The organism is Enterococcus sp. AMC1623, from assembly GCF_058216495.1.
In genome coordinates, this window is sequence record NZ_CM177096.1 from 1,609,327 (window position 1) to 1,628,236 (window position 18,910).

Annotated in this window: 14 protein-coding genes; 12 read left to right on the forward strand and 2 right to left on the reverse strand. The window is 33.5% G+C overall.

Annotated elements, in window-relative coordinates; translation table 11 throughout:
* Nucleotides 1-2: 2 nt before the first annotated feature.
* From AC4BC7_RS07920 to AC4BC7_RS07950, 7 genes are all read left to right on the forward strand, one after another.
* Nucleotides 3-503, forward strand: a complete 501-nt coding sequence (locus AC4BC7_RS07920) for an antirestriction protein ArdA (protein ID WP_490504335.1) — start codon at nt 3-5, stop codon at nt 501-503.
* A 92-nt stretch (nt 504-595) separates the two neighbouring features.
* Complete coding sequence (locus AC4BC7_RS07925; protein WP_490504336.1) at nt 596-3,499, forward strand: SIR2 family protein; 2,904 nt, start codon at nt 596-598, stop codon at nt 3,497-3,499.
* A gap of 124 nt (nt 3,500-3,623) precedes the next feature.
* The gene (locus AC4BC7_RS07930) at nt 3,624-4,016 is read left to right on the forward strand and encodes a conjugal transfer protein (protein ID WP_490504337.1); all 393 of its coding nucleotides are present in this window, start codon (nt 3,624-3,626) and stop codon (nt 4,014-4,016) included.
* Entirely contained in the window at nt 4,000-6,447 is a 2,448-nt protein-coding gene (gene tcpF / locus AC4BC7_RS07935; protein ID WP_490504338.1) for a conjugal transfer ATPase TcpF, read from the forward strand. Before AC4BC7_RS07930 ends, tcpF begins: the two co-directional genes overlap by 17 nt.
* An 11-nt stretch (nt 6,448-6,458) precedes the next feature.
* Nucleotides 6,459-8,633, forward strand: coding sequence for a CD3337/EF1877 family mobilome membrane protein (locus AC4BC7_RS07940; protein WP_490504339.1), 2,175 nt, complete (start codon nt 6,459-6,461; stop codon nt 8,631-8,633).
* Between the two features lie 10 nt (nt 8,634-8,643).
* Nucleotides 8,644-9,672 (forward strand): bifunctional lytic transglycosylase/C40 family peptidase, encoded by a 1,029-nt coding sequence (locus AC4BC7_RS07945; protein WP_490504340.1) that lies wholly within the window; start codon nt 8,644-8,646, stop codon nt 9,670-9,672.
* Between the two features lie 16 nt (nt 9,673-9,688).
* Nucleotides 9,689-10,603 carry a conjugal transfer protein gene (locus tag AC4BC7_RS07950; protein ID WP_490504341.1) on the forward strand — a complete coding sequence of 305 codons (915 nt, stop codon included), beginning with the start codon at nt 9,689-9,691 and terminating at the stop codon, nt 10,601-10,603.
* A 178-nt stretch (nt 10,604-10,781) separates the two neighbouring features.
* Here the strand turns inward: AC4BC7_RS07950 and AC4BC7_RS07955 are convergent, their stop codons facing one another.
* Nucleotides 10,782-11,597, reverse strand: coding sequence for a polysaccharide deacetylase family protein (locus tag AC4BC7_RS07955; protein WP_490504342.1), 816 nt, complete (start codon nt 11,595-11,597; stop codon nt 10,782-10,784).
* On the reverse strand, nt 11,569-12,333 hold the full coding sequence (locus tag AC4BC7_RS07960) for a GntR family transcriptional regulator (RefSeq protein ID WP_490504343.1): 765 nt from the start codon (nt 12,331-12,333) through the stop codon (nt 11,569-11,571). Before AC4BC7_RS07960 ends, AC4BC7_RS07955 begins: the two co-directional genes overlap by 29 nt.
* Nucleotides 12,334-12,587: 254 nt before the next feature.
* Here AC4BC7_RS07960 and AC4BC7_RS07965 point away from each other — a divergent pair, with 254 nt between their 5' ends.
* The 5 genes from AC4BC7_RS07965 (at nt 12,588) to AC4BC7_RS07985 (ending at nt 18,804) form a co-directional block, all read left to right on the forward strand.
* Nucleotides 12,588-13,991 carry a PTS transporter subunit EIIC gene (locus AC4BC7_RS07965; RefSeq protein ID WP_490504344.1) on the forward strand — a complete coding sequence of 468 codons (1,404 nt, stop codon included), beginning with the start codon at nt 12,588-12,590 and terminating at the stop codon, nt 13,989-13,991.
* A gap of 59 nt (nt 13,992-14,050) precedes the next feature.
* Nucleotides 14,051-15,460 (forward strand): PTS transporter subunit EIIC, encoded by a 1,410-nt coding sequence (locus AC4BC7_RS07970; RefSeq protein WP_490504345.1) that lies wholly within the window; start codon nt 14,051-14,053, stop codon nt 15,458-15,460.
* An 88-nt stretch (nt 15,461-15,548) separates the two neighbouring features.
* Complete coding sequence (locus AC4BC7_RS07975; protein WP_490504346.1) at nt 15,549-16,649, forward strand: GDSL-type esterase/lipase family protein; 1,101 nt, start codon at nt 15,549-15,551, stop codon at nt 16,647-16,649.
* Nucleotides 16,642-18,003 carry a PTS transporter subunit EIIC gene (locus AC4BC7_RS07980; RefSeq protein ID WP_490504347.1) on the forward strand — a complete coding sequence of 454 codons (1,362 nt, stop codon included), beginning with the start codon at nt 16,642-16,644 and terminating at the stop codon, nt 18,001-18,003. The genes AC4BC7_RS07975 and AC4BC7_RS07980 overlap by 8 nt, the downstream gene beginning before the upstream one ends.
* Nucleotides 18,004-18,804, forward strand: a complete 801-nt coding sequence (locus AC4BC7_RS07985; protein ID WP_490504348.1) for an alpha/beta hydrolase — start codon at nt 18,004-18,006, stop codon at nt 18,802-18,804.
* Nucleotides 18,805-18,910: the final 106 nt, after the last annotated feature.

Below are 18,910 nucleotides of genomic sequence, written 5' to 3' on the forward strand. Positions count from 1 at the left end.
AAATGGATATGCAAGTCTATATTTCCAACTTAGGAAAATATAACGAAGGTGAATTAGTTGGGGCTTGGTTTCAACCACCCATTGATATGGAAGAAGTCAAAGAAAAGATTGGCTTAAATGAGCAATACGAAGAATACGCCATTCATGATTATGAGTTACCGTTTGAGGTTGACGAATACACACCGATTTCAGAAATCAATCGATTGTGTACCCTATTAGAAGAAATTGAAGAGTCACCCATTTATAAGGAATTACGTGAAATTCAAGGGATGTGGTTTTCAAGTCTGGAAGATGTGATTGAACACAAAGACGATATTATTTGTCACTCGAATTGTGATTCAATGGAAGATGTAGCAGCTTACTACGTGGAAGAAACCGGGCAACTTGGAGAAGTTCCTTCCAATCTTCAAAATTATATTGACTATCAAGCATTGGGTCGAGATATGGAGTTGGAGGGAAATTTTTTAGTAACAAGCAATGGTGTGTTTGAATATGTAAATTAAAAATGAACACTCTTCTTTGTAAATCAACCACCTTTCTTATAAATTTTGATATACTTTAATAAGTTAGATATCAAATTTATAAGGAGGTATTTATGAATAGTAATTGTATTGAAGATTTTGTAAAAATCAGAGAAGCAGCTCAAAATAATAGATTAGTTATTTTTGTAGGTGCTGGAGTATCAAAAAATGCTGGGCTCCCTACATGGAAAGAATTAATTATAAAAATAGCTGACAAAATTAATTATTTTGAAGATATGTCCGAGGAAGAGAGAATAAAAAAAATTAAATACTTATCATCAGATGAATATTTAAAAATACCTCAATTTTTATTTGATAAAAATAAAGATGATTATTTTAGATTATTGGATGAATATCTTAATACATCTGCAAAACCAACATCATTAAATTCAAAAATTCTTGAAATCTTACCAGATCATATCATCACGACTAACTATGATCAATTATTCGAAGATACAAATGAATTAAATTTATCACAATATCAAATTGTTTCTTCAGACAAGGACTTACTTACTAAGCAAGGTGAACATTACCTTATTAAAATGCACGGTGATATAATTGATACATCCACCATTATTTTGAAAGAAGATGATTATCTAAATTATACAAATAATCATATCTTGATTGAAACCTTTATTAAATCTCTATTAGTTGACCATGTGTTTCTTTTTGTAGGTTATTCTTTAAATGATTATAACTTTAAACAAATTATGAGTTGGATTGATTTTCTTTCTACAAAAGAAGATGTAAAAAAATACAGACACAAGAATTATATAATTAACCCGTTGACCCCAAAAGATTATGAAATACGTTATTGGGAAAATAAGAACTTAAAAATCATTAATAGTTTGAAATTGGATACGTCTTTAATAGATAAATATTCTAATCAAGCCAATTTAGGTATTGATAATAAAATTGGAAATAGTCTATATGCTTGTTTAGAAATAATTCATAATGAAGAAAGTGATATTGATTTAATGAATTATGAAGATTTCATACTAGATAGACTTAGAATATTTGACCCAGTTAATTTCATTTATTTAGATGATTTATTAAAAATAGTTGGGTTATCAAGAACAGATTTTTCATCAGGTTGTTTGCTTTTTTGTGAAGAAGATACTTTTGAAAAATGGGCAGAGTTAGTTAAGAATAAAAAAATAACAAGCTATTTGAATAAAGCAGGTATTAGTTCAATTGATATTTTTAACGATCGTAGAGAGATTCAAATCGATAAAGATACTGATAATCCGACTGATAAACTACTAGATTATGAAATATCATTTAAGTATTACAAACTATTGCCATTAGCAAAAAAATACACAGAAAATATAAATGTAAAATATAATTATTACTATTTGATTTATAGTGATTATTCAAAAATTCAGAACGAATACGAGAACGCTATGAATAATTTAACTAGCAAATGGGATATTGCTATATATAAGTTTAATGTCTTTCTTATGAAGAAAAATAATATCTTATTTTATTCCTCAAAAGAAGTTAAAAAAACTGAAATCAACAGATATATAAGTATGTTTTCAAGCTTAGAAAACAAAGCTTTTTGTTATCTATTAACAATTATTAATGATGGGTCGGACTTTAAAATGATTAATAACTCATACGATCTTTTAGATAAAACAAGAAGAACATATAATAATCCTCCATTTCTATCTACTGATTTTTATGGTGAGTTGACAACATTACAAGACAAGGCATACTTGCATTTTTATTTTATTAAAAACAACGGTATCGCAATCGATCTCTTTAATGACACTATTAGATCATTTGAATCTTTTATTAAGGCTTGTTTAATTGCTAGAAAGTCAATAAAAAAAACAAAAACATTCGATGGAATTCAAACTATAAAAAACTATTCATTGAAAGATTTAGATATATACATTTTTGTAATGTATACCAACTATAAAAAGATCAATGAATTTATAAGTGATCAAGGTATCAATAATATTTTGGATTCAGAAAATACTAAAGTTGAAGAACTATTTGAAAATTTTTGTAAATCAATTATTTTTTCTTTACAAAATGAGAATATTTTTTTAGTTCAACGATTTCCTGTTTTTTCATTACTACTTCGCAATAGTGACTTATCTAAAAAACAATTACAAAGTATCAACAATTCTCTAAAATTGCTACTCAATGATTCTATTTTTAGTAGCAGACTGGGATCAAATGATATTTCAAGGGAACTGTTACTCTTGCTAATTCACCTAGCAGAAAACAAAATTAAGATAGATGCACAGTTAATCTCTCAGGTGATTAAATTTTTACCAGTTAAAGAATTTCACTCCAATTTATGGATAAAACTTACTTTTTCTCTTGAAAACATGAAATATATAACTAGTGAAAGAACAGTTCAGATAGCCATAAACCGACGATTTCAAGAAATTAATAGAGAAAAAGAAAAAGTAAATTTCATAGCTAATCAATATTTTATTATGTCCAATTATTTAAAAAACAAGCATCTTCCTTATCTAAGAAAGAATTTAAAGCTAATTGATGAAAACATTTTAGTTATCTTACTTGTGAATAAAGTATTGGAATTTGATCAAGCTTCCACAGAAAGATACTTAGATGAACTAAAAACTAATATTGAGAATACTAGACAAGGCATAAACATATTGACTAACTCACCTGACCGATCAATTGATAATTTTTTATTACTTCATCTATTTGATTTCACTAATAACTTAGATTTTTTAAAACCATACCAAGAATATTCTGCAAAATTAGAATTCATTTTTAATCCGCAAACATTTGATTACTCTAAAATAGATTATGATGATCCAATGTGGGAAAACTTATTTCAAAATGACAAGTATAGAGATACAATGATAAAATATGGAAAAGATGCAATAAAAAAAGATATTCAAAAAGAACTTAGAAAAGGTACTGCTACTGAAAGTCAAAAAAAATTATTTTACAGATATATTCTGTCAGATGATGAAGTTTGGTATTCTTAAACTAGTTTCTCTATAAATAATAAATGTTCAACAATATAATAGACTTAGATGGAGTCTAAAACTTGCTAAGAGCAAATGAATAATTTTATTCGTTGCTCTTTTTTTGATTAAAGGAGGTGATATTTTGAAAAAACTAAAAAGCTACACCAGTATTTGGTCCGTCGAAAAAGTCATCTATGCCATTAATGACTTTAAACTTCCCTTCCCTATTACCTTTAGTCAAATGGCTTGGTTTGTTTGTAGCCTGTTCACCGTAATGTTCTTGGGCGATGTCCCCCCGCTTTCTTTTATTGATGGCGCATTGCTTAAATATTTGGGTATTCCTGTCGGTCTCACGTGGTTCATGAGTCAAAAAACCTTTGATGGCAAGAAACCCTATCGCTTTATTCAAACAACGATTACCTATTTTTTCCGTTCCAAACTGACGTATGCAGGAAAAACAGTCACATTTAAAAAAGAAAAAATGAATCAGAAAGCCACCATTGTAAGGAGTGAGTTACTTGAATTATCCGATTAAATATATTGAAAACAACCTCGTCTTTAATCATGAAGGTGAGTGTTTTGCGTATTATGAACTGTTACCCTATAATTATTCCTTTTTAACCCCTGAACAAAAAATGCAAGTCCACACGAGTTTTCGGCAATTGATTGCCCAAAACCGTGAAGGGAAAATCCATGCCTTACAAATTAGTACCGAGCGATCCATTCGTTCGATTCAAGAAAAAAGTAAAGAAGCAGTTACTGGTCGATTAAAAGAAATAGCTTTTCAACGAATCGATGAACAGACAGAAGCGTTAGTAAACATGATTGGTGACAATCAAGTGGACTATCGCTTTTTTATTGGCTTCAAATTACTTGTTAATGAACAAGAAGTCACGTTAAAGAATTTACGAACCTCAGCCAAAGCTACCCTCTCAACTTTTCTACGAGAAGTGAATCAAAAATTAATGGGTGATTTTGTGGTCATGCCACAAGAGGAGGTCCGTCGTTATACTAAAATAGCGGACCTCCTACAAGCAAAAATCGAGCGTCGCTTTCATATCAAACCTTTAGATAAAAATGACTTTGGCTATTTGGTTGAACATATCTATGGGAAAGAAACGACTACATTTGAAGCGTATGATTTTCATTTACCGCTCAAAAAACTGAAACAAGACACTTTGGTGAAGCGATACGATTTATTGAAACCGACATGTTCTTTGATTGAGGAGAACCAGCGCTATTTAAAAATTCAAAATGAAAACACCACTTCCTATGTTGCCTACTTTACGATTGATTCGATTGTTGGGGAATTAGATTTTCCTTCTAATGAAATTTTCTATTACCAGCAACAACAATTCGACTTTCCAATTGATACCAGTATGAACATTGAAATTGTCGCCAATAAAAAAGCTTTATCTACTGTTCGAAATAAGAAGAAGGAATTAAAAGATTTAGATGATCATGCTTGGACTAGTGATAACGAGACAGGAAATAATGTGCTGGAAGCTTTAGAAGATGTCAATGAATTGGAAGCCACCTTAGATCAAACCAAGGAAGCTATGTATAAGTTGAGTTACGTGATTCGAGTTGCGGCTCATTCCTATGAAGAATTGAAACGTCGCTGCAATGAGATTCGAGATTTTTACGATGATTGGAGTATCAAGTTGGTTCGTCCTTTCGGGGATATGTTGGGCTTGCATTATGAGTTCCTTCCTGCCAGTAAACGATATATTAATGATTACGTGCAATATGTGACCTCAGATTTTCTTGCAGGCTTAGGCTTTGGGGCTTCTCAAATGTTAGGAGAAACGGATGGTATTTATATTGGCTATAATTTAGAAACTGGCAAGAATGTGTACTTAAAACCGAGTCTTGCCAGTCAAGGTGTCAAAGGATCCGTTACGAATGCCCTTGCTTCTGCTTTTCTTGGTTCATTGGGTGGTGGAAAATCCTTTTCTAATAACTTGCTGGTCTATTATGCTGTTTTATTTGGTGCTCAAGCGTTGATTGTCGATCCTAAAGGTGAGCGTGGCTATTGGAAGGAGACACTTCCAGAAATAGCCGATGAAATCAATATCGTGAATTTAACCAGCGAAGAGAAAAATCAAGGCTTGCTTGATCCGTATGTATTGATGAAACGAAAAAAAGACGCGGAAAGTTTAGCGATTGATATCCTCACCTTTTTAACAGGGATTTCCAGTCGGGATGGCGAACGGTTCCCTCTTTTACGTAAAGCCATTCGAACCGTGACCCAAAAAGACATTCGTGGCTTATGGTTAGTGATTGATGCTTTAAGAGAAGATCCCAATCCTCTTGCTCATTCGATTGCCGATCACATTGAAAGCTTTACGGATTATGATTTCGCTCATTTACTCTTTAGCGATGGAACAACAGAAAATTCCATCAGTTTAGACAAGCAGTTGAACATTATTCAAGTAGCTGATTTAGTTTTACCTGACGCGCAATCAAGTTTTTCTGATTACACCACACTTGAATTACTAAGTGTCGCCATGTTAATTGTCATTTCTACTTTTGCCTTAGACTTTATTCATTCAGACCGATCAACATTTAAAATTGTTGACTTGGACGAAGCGTGGTCCTTCCTTCAAGTGGCTCAAGGAAAAACCTTGTCCAATCGCTTGGTTCGTGCGGGTCGTTCCATGAATGCAGGCGTTTATTTTGTCACACAAAATGCAGATGATTTGATTGACGAAAAGTTGAAAAACAATATTGGGTTAAAATTTGCGTTTCGTTCGACAGATAGTCAGGAAATTAAGAAAACTCTGGAATTTTTTGGTGTCGATAAAGAAGACGAAGACAATCAAAAACGACTGCGTGAATTAGAAAATGGTCAGTGTCTGATTCAAGATTTATATGGACGTGTAGGAACGATTCAAATCCATCCTGTTTTTGAAGATTTGTTCCATGCTTTTGATACTCGTCCCCCCGTCCATCAAGAAGAGTGAGGTGTATCGGATTGAAACAAAAATTAAAAAAGATATTGCTAGTCATTCTTCTGATTGGAGGAATGACTTTTTTATTTCTCCTACTCTTTGGTACCATCGCACACGCAGTTGGCTTAGTGGATGACACTGTAGATGCACAAAACCTTTACTCCCAATACCCGTTAGGTAATTACCAATTAGATTTCTATGTAGATACGGAGTGGGATTGGTTACCTTGGAATTGGAAAAACGAAATTGGCAATCAAGTTCAATATGGGTTATACGCCATGTCGAATTTTATTTGGACCATTAGCTTATACTTAGCCAATGCGACAGGTTACTTGGTCCAACAAGCCTATACTCTTGATTTCATTTCGGATACAGCGAATCAAATTGGTGAGAATATGCAGATACTGGCAGGTGTCTCGCAAAACGGGTTCGCTACTTCGGGATTTTATGTTGGATTTTTACTGCTTTTTATTCTCATTATCGGCATATATGTTGCGTATGTTGGCTTGATTAAACGTGAAACGTCCAAAGCCATTCAAGCAAGCACAAATTTTGTGGTCGTCTTTTTGTTATCGGCAGGGTTCATTGCTTATGCCCCATCTTATATCCAACGAATCAATGAGTTTTCAGCAGATATCTCACAAGCCAGTTTAGACCTAGGTTCAAAAATCATCTTGCCTCACGTTGATAGTGAAGGAAAAGAAAGTGTCGATTTAATTCGCGATACGCTCTTCTCCGTGCAAGTGGAGCAACCTTGGTTATTGCTTCAATTTGATGAATCCAATAAAGAAGAAATTGGGGAAAGTCGGGTAAATGCTTTACTCGAAGTCAGTCCAGAAACAAACAATGGAAAGGACCGCGAAGAAGTCGTTAAAACAGAGATTGAAGACCAGAACAACCAAAATTTAACGTTACCTAAAACAGTCAGTCGCTTAGGTACTGTCGTCTTCCTAGTGTTGTTTAACATTGGGATTTCAATTTTTGTTTTTCTTTTAACCGGTATCATGATTTTCTCGCAAATCTTGTTTATTTTATATGCCATGTTTTTACCAATCAGCTTCTTATTGTCGATGTTACCAACCTTTACCAGTATGGGGAAATCCGCTTTGATGAAACTCTTTAATACCATCATGTTACGAGCGGGAATTACTTTGATTATTACAGCAACGTTTAGTTTATCCACCATGATTTATGCCTTAACCACGAGCTATCCGTTCTTTCTGATTGCCTTTTTACAAATTGTGACCTTTGCAGGTATTTATTTAAAATTAGACGATATTATGACTTTCTTTCATCTACAAGCGAGTGATTCCCAACAAGTCGGACGTAGTGTTTTCCGTCGTCCAAAACAATACTTGGATCGTGGTGCAAGACGACTACAACGCACAGTTAGTCGAACCATGATGGGTGGAACGGTTGGTTATTTGGCAGGAAAAAATACGGGTCGAAAGCAGACAACGAAGCGTTCTTCTCGAGTAAGTGAACAGCGTTCCGAATTCTCTTCATCTCCTACCGCTTCTGATTCACAGAAGACACAACGAAGACACGTTCCCACTACTCGAAGTTATCAAAGAGGACAACGAATCGGTAAAGTCTTGGATAGTAAAAATCGAGCATCCACTTATGTCTCTAATAAAAAGCAACAAATCAAAGAATTACCACAAACAATGACAACTTCCGTTAATCAAACTGTGGCTGACTTCAAACAAGGGATTTATGACGAACGAACAGAACCTGTATCTAAGAAAAATAGACCCCCTGTCTTCTCTCGGTCTATAAATCACGAATCAAGAAACGTGTCGAACAAAAAAAATCAGCCACGTTCAGTTGTTCGTTCCTCTCAGCAACAACAAATATCTACAAAGAAAAAGGATGAAGCAAGAAGAAAACCTGTTTCTCCGCGAGTAGAAAATCATGGCGCCCACTCCCGTGTTTCTCGTCCTCTCATTCAAAAGAAGGCAGACAAGATTCGTTCAGTAGCAAGTGAGAAGAAACAATCTTCTGTTCCTACAGAAAAAAAGAATCCAATGACCCATTCTTCACATCATGTACCTAGATTAAAAGAACCTCGACTTTCTAACACACCTCCTTTTATGAAAACAAAAGAACGACAAAGCAATCAAACCTCTTATCGTCAAACACAGCCAAACCAAAAAAGGAAAAACATCCGTTTCACACGTCCAACAAATAGAAAGTAGGTTGATTCCTATGAAATGGAAACTAAAAATATTCATTGGGCTGTCACTCTTTCTCTCGTTCTTTGGGTTATTGTCGTTTGTAGCACTATTTGTCGCAGATGAACCCAAAACCGTTGCTTCTATTGAGTTAGAAAGCAGCAGTTTGTCGTTGTCTGTCTCTCAAGAAGTATTAAAGCATCGTGAACTGGTTGAAAAATACGCAAAAAAAGAAACGATTGAACAGTATATCCCTATCCTCTTAGCGATTATTCAAGTCGAAAGTGGTGGCACGATGAAAGATGTCATGCAGTCGTCGGAATCAAAAGGGCTCCCACCCAATACGATTACAGACCCAGAAGAATCCATTGCACAAGGACTCCATTATTTTGCCGGATTGGTTCGTTCCGCGGAATCATTAGGTGTGGATCAGCAAAGTGTGATTCAAGCCTACAATTATGGAGGTGGCTTTTTAAATTATGTTGCAAAACATGGGAAAAAATACTCGTTTGAATTAGCAGAAAGCTTCTCAAAGGAGCAAGCCAATGGACAACGCGTCACCTATAAAAACAATCTTTCTATTCCGAAAAATGGCGGTTGGCGTTATAACTACGGCAATATGTTTTATGTCTTACTCGTCAATCAATACCTAGAAACACCTCCTACGCATACTCAAAAATTTGATGACAAAACGGTACAAGCTATTATGGATGAAGCCTTGAAATATGAAGGCTATCCCTATGTGTTTGGTGGCTCAAATCCCAATACTTCGTTTGATTGTAGTGGGATTACACAATGGTCCTTTCAAAAAGCAGGCATTACTCTGCCACGAACTGCCCAAATGCAATATGACGCTATGGAACATTTATCTTTAGACCAAGCTGAACCTGGAGATTTGATTTTCTTTCATTCCACTTACGAGACCGCTGATTATGTCACGCATGTGGGAATTTATGTAGGGAATATGCGTATGTACCATGCAGGAGATCCGATTGGTTATACCTATTTAAATGATAACTATTGGCAGCAACATTTAATTGGAGCTGGCAGAATAAAAAAATAAGAAAAGAGGAAATGGCATGAAGATTCATATTGAACGAAAACCAAAAAAAGTAAAAGAAAAGAAGAAACCAAAAACGATGCATGTGGGCACTCATAAAAAGAGTGTCCTTTTCTTATGGATTCTATTGATTTGTAGTCTTGTTTTTGGTATTTATAAAAATTTCACCGCAATCAATACGTACACCATTCACGAGACAAAAACAATTGAACCAATGCTTTTGGATACCCATGCGATTGAAAGTTTTACTCTTAATTTCGTTGAAGATTATTATACTTGGGAAAATAAAAAGGAAGCTATTGAACATCGTTCCGAAAAAATCAATCGGTACCTAACACCTGAATTGCAGGAATTGAATATCGACACGATTCGTACAGATATTCCAACCAGTTCTACAGTTAGTGATCGTCAAATTTGGGGCATTCAAGCAGTGGATGAACAAAATTTTGAAGTGATTTACTCGGTAAAACAAGAAATTACAGAAGACAAAGAGAACACAGCAAGTTACTCAACATATCGTATAACTATTCACCAAGACGATCGTGGGAATTTAGTGATTACCACCAATCCAACGATATGGACCACACCCACTAAGTCTGATTTTCAACCAAATTTTTTTTCTAACGATAATAGTATTGAAGAAGACACCCAACAAGAGATTATCCACTTCTTAGAGACCTTCTTTCAGTTATATCCAAATGCTAGTAGCAGTGAATTAAATTATTACATGATTGAAAACACCTTACCCATAATCAATAAAGACTATCTTTTTTCTGAATTAATTCATCCTGCCATTCAAAAAAATGAGGATCAATATCAAGTAAATGTTGCGGTAAGATATTTAGACAACGAGACAAAAAGTGAGAATATATCACAGTATCAACTTATTTTGGAAAAAATGGATAATTGGAAAATTATCTCAATAATTCTATAAATTTCAATGAAATAACGATAATAAATTATGTAGTAATACATTTATTTTCAACTCCAAGATTGACTCTGACTTTAAATCAAATATTTATTCTCTTACAATATAGAATTAGATTAACTTTGTCAGAGTCAACTTTTGTCAAATGAAATAACTCTATCTTATTTTATAATTTGAGTTTAATCTATTTGAGATTGAGCATTTCACCTTTTTTTGCCAATATTTTTTGATTTGTTTCAACATCAATTAAATAAATATCAGTAGCAGTTGGGTTGAAAATTTGATTTCCATCAACGGAATTTTGTAATTGTTGGAATGCAGAAAAATAATCAACAATTTCAATAGTTGTAGCATACCAAATATCTGGATGATTCTGAATACTTTGACAAAACTTCTCAATCATATGCCAATTATTATTTTGTTCAAATTCATAGCTATGTCCCCATACATAAAACAAACTTATACTTGTGCTTCGATTTCTACTGATAAATTCGTGTCCTTTTTTTATTAGTTCATTATCGTGATGGCAAGTACTCTTCCATTCATAATAATCTATAGGCAGATCAAACCTAGAAGTTACTCCTGTTGTTCGGGCGTATTTAATACCACAAGTTGATAAAATATTTTTTACACGTTCATCAAAAACACCCATTGGATAAGAAAACCCTCTAACTGGATACTCCACTAAACGTTCTAAAACATTTCTATTTTCAAGAATTTCTTGAATCACTTGATCGTTCACTAGTAATGGTAAAGTCGTATGATTTAGTGTATGGCAAGCTACTTCATGACCTTGATATAAGCTTTTTATCTCATTCTTTCCAATATATTTTCCATTTCCTACATCAGTCATTTTGCCTGTAGATAAATGAAAAGTTCCTTTGATTCCATATTCATTAAAAATTGCTACTAATTTTCTATCAAAGATTTGTCCATCATCATAGCTAAAAGCTAAAATTTTATTTTTCCACTCAGGTAATAGGAGTTGTACTCGCTTCAAACTCCGTCACTTCCTTTCTCCTTTGACTAAAGGTAACAAGTGCATATTCATGAGGAATATACCTAATTCGAGTGTGCTCAAATAATTTTCCCATATCTGTATAAACAATATTTTCCATTTCACCTACACAGTTGTTTCCACCTAAATCTAGTAATGATAAATCTTTCTTAGTTGCTGTTTCCACTTTCATAATTGTTTTAGATGCTGCTATTCTAAAGTCCATATTATTGTCGATATACTCATAAATGGATCCTTGTGCAATTATCGGATTTAACTTTTGGACAATATTTTTTTTAAAGTAGCTACAATCATACATCATAGCTTTACCATTAATTTTACGAATACGTTCAATATAATATGCACGTTCTCCATATAAAAAAGAAATTTCATTTGCTAGTTTTTCACTTACTGTAATTTCTTCAAATTTATTTACAATAGTTTCGGTATGAACTTTATCTTCTGAACGTAACGCCTTCAAGCCTTGAAAGTTCCCCATTCTAAAAAACATCTGGTCAACTTTTGCATGTTCTAAAATAACTACACCTCTACCTTTAACACTATAGACAAATCCCTCATCATTTAACTGTTGAATAGCACGTCGAATTGTATTTCTACTACTAGCAAATCTTTCTACTAAAGACATCTCAGTTGGAAGAAGCATTGTATCGTTATAAATTCCTTCTAAAATTTCTTTTCTCAATTCGTTATATATCGATTCAAATTTTACTTTAACCATCGCTTCATCTCCTTAATATCCATTAGTATATCATTCTTTCAATTATAGTTTAAACATATTTATTAAATTTATAAGACCAAAAATCTAAAAGTTGTTTAAACAAATACTTGACAATTTGTTTAAACAACTTTATATTCTTTGTAACCGGTTAATATATGATAGAAAGTAGTTGATAACTATTCATAAATAATTTTGTTCCCATATTCTGTAAACGTTTTATAGATATTTATCAATGCAACAGAGAGGAGAAAAGTATGAGTTATGAACAATTTGCCACAGAATTAATTAAAAATGTTGGTGGTGAGGAGAATATCAATAATGTTATTCACTGCATTACTCGCCTTAGATTCTATCTAAACAATCCAGCAACAGCGGATACTGAAAAAATAAAAAAAATGAATGGCGTGATGAGTGTTATTCAAGCACAAGGTCAGTATCAAGTGGTTGTTGGAAATAAAGTCACTGAAATGTATGAAGCAGTGACTACTCAACTCAATGTAAGAGATGATGAGGAGAAACCTTCTGAAAAAAAAATAGCGAATAAAACAGTTTTTGATACATTAAAATATGGAGTTAACGAAGTCATTGGTGTCATTACTGGAACTATGATTCCAATTATTGGGATACTTGCAGGTTCAGGTATTGCTAAAGGTTTATTAGCAGCACTTGTAAGTTTTAATCTAATGTCTAATACTTCCCAACTTTATATTTTAATAAATACTATTGCGGACGGCATCTTTTACTTCTTACCAGTCATATTAGGCTATACTGCCGCACAAAAGATGAAAGTGAATCCCATTGTTCTTACAGTAGTTGGTGGTATATTAATTCATCCGACAATTGTTGGGATTGCTTCTGGAGAGTCTGCATATATTGAATTATTAGGAATCAATTTCCCTGTTATGAATTATGTCTCTTCTGTCTTTCCGATTATTGTAGCTGCATGGGTCGCTCGTTATGTCGAAAGACTTTTGAAGAAAGTTATTCCAAGTGTCATCAGTTCAATCATTTCACCCATTTTAGAAATTCTCGTACTAAGTTTTTTGGTTATCTTAATTGTTGGACCAATTATTACACTAATCAGTGATGGACTAGCGTTCAGTGTATCAGCTATGTTTGCATTCAATATCGTTATTGGAGCAGCAGTTTATTGTGCCCTATTTCCTATACTTGTTGTATTCGGAATGCATTGGCCTTTAGTGGTATTTGCAGTTAACGATATTGCAACCAACGGAGCAAGTATTATTATTGCTTTTACTTCTGTTTTATTTATGGGTATTGCAGGAGCTTCTCTAGCAGTGGCTTTTAAAACTAAAAATACTCGACTCAAACAACTAGGCTTCGCTTCCACGATTTCTCAATTATGTGGAGTGAGTGAACCAGCCTTATATGGCATCTTACTAAAATATAAACGTGTATTCTATACAGCAACTATCGCAAATTTTGTTGGTGGTGCTTTTGCTGGCGTATTCAATTTAATTAGTTATGGATTTGCAGGTGGTGCTATTGGCTTCGCTTCATTTATTAATCCGACAGATGGTATTGATAGTAATTTCTACAATTATTTAATTACGCATCTTATTACATTTATTATAGGTTTTGTTCTAACTTGGATTTTCGGATACAATGACAAAATGCTTTTAGAAGATGAAAAGTAACTTTTATGCAATCCTATTTTTATCAATGATGCTTCCAATCTAAACAAAGGAGAAAATGTATGGATAATCAAGTTTTTTCAAAAAAATTAATTACTAAAGTTGGCGGAAAATCAAATATTGACAAAGTTATTCATTGTGTCACTCGACTAAGATTCTATTTAATTGATCCTTCCAAAGCAGACACAAATGCTATAAAAAAAATGGATGGAGTGATGAGTGTTATTCAAGCACAAGGTCAATATCAGGTGGTGGTTGGTAATAAAGTAAATGAGATGTATGAAAGTTTAATGTCTGAACTAGAGCCAACTAAATCGGAACTGAAAAATCAAAATACCTCTCAAACATTAAAGAATCAACCACTCTCTACAAAAATTAAAAATGGTTTTAATGAACTCATTGGTGTAATTACTGGGTCGATGATTCCAATTATTGGCATACTTGCTGGATCAGGTATTCTGAAAGGTTTATTAGCTGCATCTGTCAGTTTCGGGGTATTATCAGGTGATTCTCAAGGCTATATATTGGTAAATACGATAGCTGATGGTATCTTTTATTTTCTACCAGTCATCTTAGGTTTTACTTCTGCTCAAAAATTAGGCTCAAATCCTATTGTTATTGCAGTCATAGGAGGCATTCTGATTCACCCGACAATTGTAGGAATTGCTTCCGGGGAAATGCCCACCATGACCATTGCTGGGATTGCTTTTCCAATTATGAATTATATTTCGTCTGTTTTTCCTATTTTAGTAGCTGCTTGGTTAGGAAAGTATCTTGAAATTTTTTTGAAGCGAACTATTCCTACTGTTATTCAATCTATCATCTTGCCAATTATTGAAATAGTTATTTTAAGTGTTGTTATTTTGTTATTTGTTGGACCTGCAATTACATTACTCAGTGATGCTTTAGCTAATGGAATTGCAGCAATTTTTGATTTTAATGCGATTATTGGTGGAGCAATCTATGCAGCATTGTTTCCGATATTAGTGGTTTTCGGCATGCATTGGCCACTTATTCCTATCATTGTTAATGATTTAACAGTTAATGGATTTAGTATGATGAATGCTTTTTCTTCTGTTCTAATGATGGGGATTGCTGGGGCAGCCTTAGCTGTTTCTCTAAAAACAAAAAAAGAAAAACTCAGACAGTTAGGAATTGCAGCGACCATCTCTCAGTTATGTGGAGTAGGTGAACCAGCTATTTATGGAATCTTACTAAAGTATAAACGTGTTTTTTATCTTGTTACTCTGGCTAATTTTATTGGTGGTGCTCTAGCTGGAGCTTTACAACTAGTGAACTACGGTTTTGCTGGGGCATTGATTGGTTTTGCTTCCTTTATTAATCCTGATACAGGAATTGATGGAAATTTCTATAATTATCTAATCACACATTTAGGAACATTTTTCCTTTCATTTATCTTAACATGGTTGATTGGCTATAATGATCAGATGAAAGCAACAGACGAAATTTAACTTGATTAGTCTCACTAACTTGTAAATTCCAGTTAGTGAGACTGTAAAAAAACGAACGAAACTATTTACTAAGAAACGAGGAAAAACAATGGAAAGAGTTACTTGGAACCAAACACTCTCTAATTATCATAATATGAACTTTCAGCCCAACAATCGTGTCCAGAAGTTAAGTATTAAACAAAATTTATCAGGCAAAGGTATCCGTGTAGAACTTTCCAATCAATTTGATGCTATTCCTTTGAAAGTAAAAATGATTCATTTTAGTTTATCTGCTGATTTCAAGACATTTTATAGTTTGACTTTTAATAAGCAAAAAAGTTTTATAATTCGAGCAAATCATAAAATTTGGACAGATAAATTAGCCATTGATATCCCTTTAAAAGCAGAATTATTTTTCAGAATAGAAGTTGAAAATGAACTAAATTTATTAGCTACTTCTGCCAATTTACAATCAAATAAAATAATTGATTCGAATATTCAAAATGAATACACATTCATTTATGCTTTCACTTCAGTAATTATTGACACGACTCATAAAACTAAAACAATTGGTTTTTTTGGAGATTCACTAACCAATCAAGCACATTTTAGCGATCAAATTTTGCAAAATTTGTACGACACAGCTGATTATATCTCAGGTTTTAATGCAGGTATCTCTGGCAATCGACTACTATTACCTGGGACCGCTAAATCTGAATGGCGAGATAGTTTTGGTGAGGCAGGAATCAATCGTTTTAGAAGTCACGTATTGAATTATCGACCCAATATAATTGTCAGTCTTATTGGAATAAATGACTTATTTCATCCAGGTACAGGGTGTTTTCTTTCAGAGTTGCCTACTGCAAAAGAAATGATTGCAGGTTATCGAGCACTTTATAATGAAGCAGCTGCTAATAATGCTTGTTTAATAGTATTAACTCTCCCTCCTTTTGCAAACTCCTCTAATCAGAATAAACCTGCTTGGAGCCAAGAAAAAGAAAACATTCGTTTAGCAGTGAATGACTGGATACGAAGCCAACCATATTCTATTGATATTGCCAATTTTTTGGCAGATAGAAATGATCCTACATTACTTGATCCGCAGTTTGATTGTGGGGATCATCTTCATTTTTCTCAACAAGGTGGCGAAAAATTAGGTAATTATATTACCTCAGAATTACAAATTAAAGGAGAATTATCCTATGAATAATGAAAAATTAGCAAGCACAATACTAGAAAATATTGGTGGTAGAAAAAATGTCAATGAGGTAATCCATTGTGTAACACGTCTGCGTTTCTATTTAGCTGATGAAACGATTGCTAAAACACAGACGATTAAGCAATTAGATGGTGTGATTGATGTTATTAAGAGTGGTGGACAATATCAAGTAGTAATTGGTCCCCGGGTAGAAGCTGTATTTAAAGAAGTCCAAAAATTACTAGGTAATTCTTCGGAAGAAATAAGTCCTAAAAATAATGTTACACTAAATCCATTTATGAAATTACTCCAAACTTTAACTGGCACAATCACTCCTATCATTGGTTTATTGGGAGCTGCTGGGATCCTTAAAGGATTACTTTCAATTGTGACCACTTTTAACTTTATTTCTGCAGAATCAGGGGCTTATGTGTTACTAAATGCTTTAGCAGATAGTTTATTTTATTTTTTCCCTATCATTTTAGGTTTTTCTGCTGGAAAAAAATTTAATACCAATCCATACATTCCTGCAATTATAGGTGGAGCATTAGTTTATCCAGGAATTGTTAGTTTGTTGGAAACAAATAATTTAGAATTTTTGGGAATCCCAATTATCTTAATGAATTATGCTTCCTCCGTATTTCCTATTATTGTAGCTGCATGGTTATGCAGTAAAGTTGAACGTTTCTTATCCAAGCATTTGCCTATAGCTATTCAACTGATTATTGTCCCTTTATTGACTATAGTTAGTGTTGGAATGATCACTTTCCTTGCTGTAGGTCCTTTAGTAACCTATGTTGGTTCGGCCATCGCCCAAGCGATTCTATGGATTTATAACCTAAGCCCTACTATCACTGGATTATTAATCGGAGCTTTCTGGCAACTACTTGTTGTTTTTGGTTTACATTGGGGGCTAATTCCTTTTGTAATCAATAGTTTAATGGCCAACGGAAGCGATCCTCTAATGGCGATGTTAGGTGTTTCAATTTTATGTCAAATTGGCGCCGCTTTAGGCGTTCTTATTACTACGAAAGATCAAAAAACACGAGAAATTTCAACAGCTGCAACTATATCTGCTCTTTTCGGAGTAACAGAACCGACGTTGTATGGTCTTACGTTGAAATTCAGAAAAGTATTAATTTTCTCTTGCATAGGAGGGGGATTAGCGGGGGCGTTAGTTGGAATTACAAAAGCTGTGTCATTTGGTGTTGCTGGCGGTGTATTTGGATTATTAAGCTCCATCAATCCTGATGGTATTGATTTTAACATGTATGTCTATCTTGGAGCTTTTGCTATTGCCGTATTTGGAACAGCCATTTTGATTAAAATTTTCGGATATGAAAATAAAAAGAACGGAGAGATATAATTGCAAACTTTTAGTCTACCTATTGAATCAAAAAAATTGGCGTACTCCGCTAATGCAGAAGTATATTTAAGGAACAATGTGGAAATAAATGACTCACCACTCCCTATCGTAATAATTTGTCCAGGTGGTGGTTATGAATTTCTTTCCAATAGAGAATCAGAACCTATCGCGCTGGCATTTTTATCTCAAGGTTTTCATGCTGTAGTTTTGAACTATACAACTATGTCGGATTATACGAAAGGAAACTTTTTACATTCTACTATTTTACAGGTAGCAAAAACATTTGAACTCATCAATCAAAATAAAGAGAAATGGAATATAGATAACACCAAAATATTTTTATTGGGATGCTCAGCCGGAGGACATCTCGCAGCCTCTTACTCTACTGTATGGCAAAATTTTGAGCAAAAAGAAGTCAATTACAAACCTAAAGGAACTATTCTTTGCTATCCAGTCATTGGTTTTGACTATGGCTGGCCGGAAACATTAACTCATTTTAATTTCACTTTAGAAGAATCTTCAAATTATGACGCCTCAAACTTTGTAAACAAAGAAACACCAGATACTTTTATTTGGCATACAGCTAGTGATACTACGGTTCCAGTATTAAACACCTTAAAATACTGTGAAAGTTTGTCAAAAAATAATATTTCTTTTGAGTCTCATATTTTTGAATCTGGTCGACATGGGCTCTCTTTGGCGACAAAATCGTCTGCAAAAGTTTTCTCAGATGATTATATCCTTCCAGAAGTTGCAAGTTGGTTTCCAACATGCATCAGTTGGATAAATAGAAGAATTTAAAAAAATAGTAGAAGTAAATTTTATACTAGAAAGTCTACAAATAATAGTCAATGTCCATTGAAAAACAGAGTTGAATTAACAAAAAAGTAAATTCAACTCTGTTTAT